At 73.6% G+C, this 5,012-nt stretch carries 4 protein-coding genes; 3 read left to right on the top strand and 1 reads right to left on the bottom strand.

From position 1 onward, the window contains the following. The coding region (locus tag AB0J52_RS27010) for an anthranilate synthase component I (RefSeq protein WP_500185126.1) at positions 1-1,869 on the top strand (1,869 nt) is incomplete at its 5' end. Positions 1,870-1,905: 36 nt separating this feature from the next. After that, complete coding sequence (locus AB0J52_RS27005) at positions 1,906-2,841, top strand: SDR family oxidoreductase (protein ID WP_500185125.1); 936 nt, start codon at positions 1,906-1,908, stop codon at positions 2,839-2,841. A 43-nt stretch (positions 2,842-2,884) separates the two neighbouring features. On the opposite strand, the gene AB0J52_RS27000 is transcribed toward AB0J52_RS27005, so the two are convergent. Continuing rightward, entirely contained in the window at positions 2,885-3,868 is a 984-nt protein-coding gene (locus AB0J52_RS27000; RefSeq protein ID WP_500185124.1) for a helix-turn-helix transcriptional regulator, read from the bottom strand. A gap of 89 nt (positions 3,869-3,957) precedes the next feature. On the opposite strand from AB0J52_RS27000, the gene add reads away from it, so the two are divergent. Next, the coding region (gene add, locus AB0J52_RS26995) for an adenosine deaminase (protein ID WP_500185123.1) at positions 3,958-5,012 on the top strand (1,055 nt) is incomplete at its 3' end.

The following is a 5,012-nucleotide window of genomic DNA, read 5'->3' as shown; positions in this document are numbered from 1 at the left end:
GTGGCCGCCGCGGTCGCCGGGACGGGCGAGACCCGCGCGCGCACCGGCGAGCTGGTGGAGGTGTTCGTCCCGGAGAGCGGGGAGTTCTTCACCGAGGAGCAGCGCAGCCGCCGTCCGACCGTCTTCACCGTCCTGCGCGCGGTGATCGACCTGTTCCGCTGCGACGACCCGCACCTCGGTCTGTACGGCGCGTTCGGCTACGACCTGTCGCTGCAGTTCGAGCCGCTGCGCACCCGCCTGGAGCGCCCGGACGACCAGCGCGACCTGGTGCTGCACCTCGCCGACGAGATGATCGTCGTGGACCGCAAGCGCGAGACCTCCCACCGGCTGTCCTACGAGTTCACCGTGGACGGCGCCTCCACCGACGGGATCGCGCGCGCGACCGAGCCGACGCCGGTCCGCGCGGCCGCCGAACTGCCGCCGCAGCCCGTCCCCGGCGTGTACGCGCGGATGGTGCGGGAGGCGAAGCAGAAGTTCGTCCGGGGCGACCTGTTCGAGGTCACGCCCGGCCACGCGATGCACGGTCGCTGCACCGACCCGGCCGCGTTCTTCGAGCGGCTCCGCGAGACCAACCCCGCGCCCTACGAGTTCATGTTCAACCTCGGCGACGGCGAGTTCCTGGTCGGCGCGTCCCCCGAGATGTTCGTCCGGGTGGGCGGCGACCGGGTCGAGACGTGCCCGATCGCCGGGACGATCCGGCGCGGCGCCGACCCGCTGGAGGACGCCGAGCAGATCCGCACCATCCTGGCGTCCGCCAAGGACGAGTCGGAGCTGACGATGTGCACCGACGTGGACCGCAACGACAAGTCGCGGATCTGCGTGCCGGGCAGCGTGAAGGTGCTCGGCCGGCGGCAGATCGAGCTGTACTCCCGGCTGATCCACACCGTGGACCACATCGAGGGGCGGTTGCGGCCCGGCTTCGACGCGCTGGACGCCTTCCTCACCCACATGTGGGCCGTGACGGTGACGGGCGCGCCGAAGACCTGGGCGATGCAGTTCATCGAGGACAACGAGGACGCGCCGCGCCGCTGGTACGGCGGGGCGGTCGGGTTCGTCGGCTTCGACGGGTCGATGAATACCGGCCTGACCCTGCGCACCGCGCAGATCCGCGACGGCGTCGCGACCGTCCGGGCGGGCGCGACCCTGCTGTACGACTCCGACCCCGACGAGGAGGAGCGCGAGACGCACCTGAAGGCGAGCGCCCTGCTCCGGGCCCTCGCCGCGTCCGAGGGCGCCGGCGGCCAGGACGATACGGCGGCTGCCGACGAGCCCGAGGGGGCGGGCGAGGGCATGAAGGTGCTGCTCGTCGACCACGAGGACTCCTTCGTCAACACCCTCGCCGACTACTTCCGGCAGCAGGGCGCGGACGTGGTGACCCTGCGGCACGGCTTCCCCGCCCGGCTGCTGGACGAGTACGCCCCCGACCTGGTGGTGCTGTCGCCCGGTCCCGGCCGTCCGGCGGACTTCGCGACCTCGGCGCTGCTGGACGAGCTGGACGCGCGCCGCCTGCCCGCCTTCGGCGTGTGCCTCGGCCTGCAGGCGATGGTCGAGCACGCGGGCGGAGAGCTGGCGCTGCTGCCCGAGCCCGCGCACGGCAAGCCGGGCGGCGTGGAGGTGACCGGCGGGAAGCTGTTCGACGGGCTGCCCGGCACGTTCACCGCCGCCCGCTACCACTCCCTGCACGCCACCCCGGACCGGGTGAAGGGCTTCCAGGTGACGGCGCTGCTCGGGGACGTGGTCATGGCGATCGAGGATCCGGAGCGGCGGCGCTGGGCCGTGCAGTTCCACCCCGAGTCGATCCTGAGCGCGCGGGGCCGCGCCGGGCACCGGATCGTGGCGAACGCCCTGCGCCTCGCGCGCAATTCCTGACGTCGGCTGTCAGCCTCTCCCGCCAGGCTGGAGGACATGACGACGACGAACGAACTGAAGGAAAAGCTAAGAGGAAAGGTCGCCCTGGTGGCGGGCGGGACGCGGGGCGCCGGCCGGGGCATCGCGACCGAGCTCGGCGCGATGGGCGCGACCGTGTACGTGACGGGCCGGACGACCCGTGCCGGACGGTCCGAGATGGACCGTCCGGAGACGATCGAGGAGACCGCCGAACGCGTCACCGCGGCCGGCGGCGAGGGCATCGCGGTCAAGGTGGACCACCTCGACCCCGCCCAGGTCGAGGCGCTGGTCAAGCGGATCGACACCGAGCAGGGCAAGCTGGACGTCCTGGTCAACGACGTGTGGGGCGGCGACCACCTCTTCGAGTTCGGCAAGCGCCTGTGGGAGCAGGACCTGGACAACGGGCTGCGCCTGCTGCGGCTCGCCGTCGACACCCACCTGATCACCAGCCACCACGCGCTGCCGCTGCTCACCCGGAGCCCCGGCGGGCTGGTCGTGGAGATCACCGACGGCACGGCCGTCTTCAACTCCGTCTACCGGGCGGAGTGCGGGCCGTTCTTCGACCTGGCCAAATGGTCGGTGCTGCGGCTGACCACCGCGCAGGCGCACGAGATCGGCCCGCTCGGCGGCACGGCCGTCGCGGTCACCCCCGGCTTCCTGCGGTCGGAGGCGATGCTGGAGCGCTTCGGTGTGACCGAGGACAACTGGCGGGTCGCGGCGAAGAACGAACCGGCGTTCGCGGTCTCCGAGACGCCCGTGCTCGTCGGACGGGCCGTCGCGTCCATCGCCGCCGACCCCGAGAAGGCGCGCTGGAACGGGCGGTCGCTCGACAGCGGGTTCCTCGCCCGCGAGTACGGCTTCACCGACGCCGACGGAAGCCAGCCGAACGTGTGGCCCTTCATCCAGCGGATGGTCGCCGGGGAGGACCCCGGGAACCCCGAGGACTACCGGTAAGAGCACGGCCGGCCGGCTCAGCGGGGGCGCGTCCGGCCGGAGGTCAGCGGTAGAGGGCGGCTGCGCGCTCGGTGGTCTCGGCCATCCGGGCGCGCAGTTCCGCCGGTTCCAGCACCTCGACCTCCGGGCCGAGGCCGAGCAACTGCGTGAACGCGACCTCCGCCGACTCCACGGGCAGGACGGCCGTGACCCAGCCGTCCGCGTCGGGCGTGCGGGCCGCCTCCTGCGCCCGCTCGACGGCCTCGGCCTCCAGATGGAACCGCAGCGCACGCAGCCCCGCCGGGCTGAGCCGGACGGTCACCTCGCCGCGAAGCATCCCCTGCCGGAACTCGGCCGTGCTCTGCCGCCAGAAGCCGGCCAGGTCGAACGCCTCGTCCCGGACGAAGTGCTCGCCCAGCGGCCGGACGCCGGTGATCCGGTCGACGCGGTAAGTGCGGTGGGTGCGGTGGGAGTGGGCCCCGCGTCCGACCCCGGCGACCAGGTACCAGCCGCCGTTCTTCAGCACCAGCCCGTACGGCTCGACCGTCCGGGCGACCTCGGCCTCGCGGCGGCGGTACCGGATCTCGGCGCGCTCGTCCGTCCAGACCGCGCGGGCCAGGTCGCGCAGCGGGGCGGGCGGTGTCGGGTCGCCGAACCAGCCCGGCGCGTCCAGATGGAACCGCTGCCCGGCGCGCAGCGGCGCGTCCTGCAGCACCGACGGCAGCGCCGCCCGCACCTTCAGCTCGGCCGTGGCGACCGCGTCCGCCAGGCCCATGTCCCCGGCCGGACCGCGCAGGCCCGCCAGGAACAGCGCCTCGGCCTCCTCGCGGGTCAGGCCCGTCAGCCGCGTCCGGTAGCCGCCGACCAGCCGGTACCCGCCGCCCGGCCCGCGGTCGGCGTACACCGGGACCCCGGCGGCCGACAGCGCCTCCACGTCCCGGTACACCGTCCGCTCCGACACCTCAAGCTCGGACGCCAGCTCGGCGGCGGTCATCTCGCCGCGGGACTGGAGCAGGAGGACCAGGGAGATCAGCCGGGACGCGCGCACACCCCATTGTCGGCCATTCTGACAAGTTCGTGGCAGATAGCGGCTCCGGACATGGTCCCCGCGCCGGAAGCGCTGTTACGTTCGCCCCCATGCTGACCGAGAACCCTCCCGTCCACGCGTTCATCGACGCGCTGCCGAAGGTGGAGCTGCACGTCCACCTCGTGGGCTCGGCGTCGGTGCCGACCGTCCTGGAGCTGTCCCGCCGGCACCCGGACGGCGGCGTCCCGACGGACGAGGCCGAGCTGGACGCCTTCTACACCTTCCGGAACTTCGCCGACTTCGCCCGCGTGTACCTCGCGGTCTCCGACCTCGTCCGCACCCCCGAGGACGTCGCGACGCTCGTCCTCGGCGCGGCCCGCGACCTGGCGGCGCAGAACGTCCGGTACTTCGAGCTCACCGTCACCCCCTACAGCCACCAGCGCGTCGGCATGCCGATGCCCGCGGTCACCGAGGCCCTCGACGACGCCGCCCGCCGCGCCCGGGCCGAGCACGGCGTCCGGCTCGCCTACATCTTCGACATCCCCGCCGAGTTCGGCGCGGACGCCGCCCGCGGCACCCTCGAGCACGCGGTGTCGCACGCGCCGGAGGCGCTGGTCGGGTTCGGCATCGGCGGCATGGAGGAGGTCCGGCCGGCGCACCGCGACGCCTTCCGCGACGCGTTCGCCGCCGCCCGCGCCGCCGGGCTGCGCAGCCTGCCGCACGGCGGCGAGATGACCGGCCCGGAGACGATCTGGGAGTGCCTGGACCACTACGGCGCCGAGCGCATCGGGCACGGCATCAACTGCCTCGCCGACCCGGAGCTGGTGCGGGTGCTGCGCGACCGGCAGATCCCGCTGGAGGTCTGCCCGACCTCCAACGTCCGCACCGGGCAGGTCCCCGACCTGGCGTCCCACCCGCTGCCCCGGCTGCTGGAGGAGGGCCTGTTCGTCACCCTCAACAGCGACGACCCGCCCATGTTCGACACGACCCTCACCGGCGAGTACCGCGTCGCCGCCGACGTGTTCGGCCTCGGCCCGGCCGAGCTGGCCGGCCTCGCCCGCAACGGCGTCACCGCCTCCTGCCTGGACGCGGCCGACCAGAAGGCGATCCTGGACGAGATCGACGCCGTCGCCGCGTCCGCCCCGGCCGCGACTCCGGCGACGAC

It is taken from the genome of Spirillospora sp. NPDC049652 (genome assembly GCF_040675125.1).
Taxonomy (GTDB): Bacteria; Actinomycetota; Actinomycetes; order Streptosporangiales; family Streptosporangiaceae; genus Spirillospora.
This window is presented reverse-complemented; position numbering and strand designations above follow the sequence as displayed.

Coding starts and splice junctions, on each gene's coding strand:
- AB0J52_RS27005 (WP_500185125.1), top strand. CDS start 1,906: ATGACGACGACGAACGAACTGAAGGAAAAGCTAAGAGGAAAGGTCGCC.